We start from the raw sequence: 713 nt of genomic DNA on the forward strand, positions 1-713 counted from the left end.
TAATTGATGCTAAGCCAGGGAGTGATCGCTCACCACTACCGAATAAACCTGCATTTATTGCCTTATCTTGCTCTGCACCATTAGATCCTACTCCTACTGACATGTTAACGGTTCAAATTACTTTACCCCACTCAAAAGCAGAAATTGGCTTGAAATGGCAAGTATCGAAAATATCTGCTTTAGCAGAATTACTCAAGGTACTTGCAACATGATTCGCATTGATGAAATCTGGCTCTCCACCCAACCTCTGGATATGCGAGCAGGGATGGATACGGTCATGGCGCAGATTATGAAAGCCTTTGGCTCAATCAAACCGCATTGCGCCTACCTGTTCTGTAATAAACGTGGTCATCGTATGAAAGTGTTGGTACATGATGGACTGGGCATCTGGCTGTGTGCCCGGCGTTTGGAACAGGGTAAATTTCACTGGGCTCAAGTTCACCAAGGTGAAACCGTGGCCCTCAGCCCGGAACAGTTACAGGCATTAATCCAAGGTTTGCCCTGGCAGAGAATTGGATTGCAGCAAGTGGTGAATATGCTCTAAACCAAGCTCGACCATTCTGCCATCCTCCAAACGTTCTATTTCATTCTCTTCATGACCTCAGGCATACTGCGGTCATGAATACGCTGCCTGACTTAAGCCAACTGACCCATGAACAACTGCTGGAATTCACCAGACAGTTGGCGATGCAGCATCAGTCTCTAGCACAATC

General features: G+C 46.6%; 1 protein-coding gene and 1 pseudogene. Both read left to right on the plus strand.

What is annotated here, in order from left to right; genetic code table 11:
* Positions 1-212, plus strand: a pseudogene (locus tag G5T77_RS16645) (IS66 family insertion sequence element accessory protein TnpB); the annotation flags it as partial.
* Entirely contained in the window at positions 209-544 is a 336-nt protein-coding gene (tnpB, locus tag G5T77_RS16650; protein ID WP_166236265.1) for an IS66 family insertion sequence element accessory protein TnpB, read from the plus strand. The pseudogene G5T77_RS16645 and the gene tnpB, both read left to right, overlap by 4 nt.
* Positions 545-713 lie beyond the last annotated feature (169 nt).

The sequence above is a fragment of the Acinetobacter sp. GFQ9D191M genome (genome assembly GCF_011174875.1).
In the GTDB taxonomy this organism is placed as follows: domain Bacteria; phylum Pseudomonadota; class Gammaproteobacteria; order Pseudomonadales; family Moraxellaceae; genus Acinetobacter.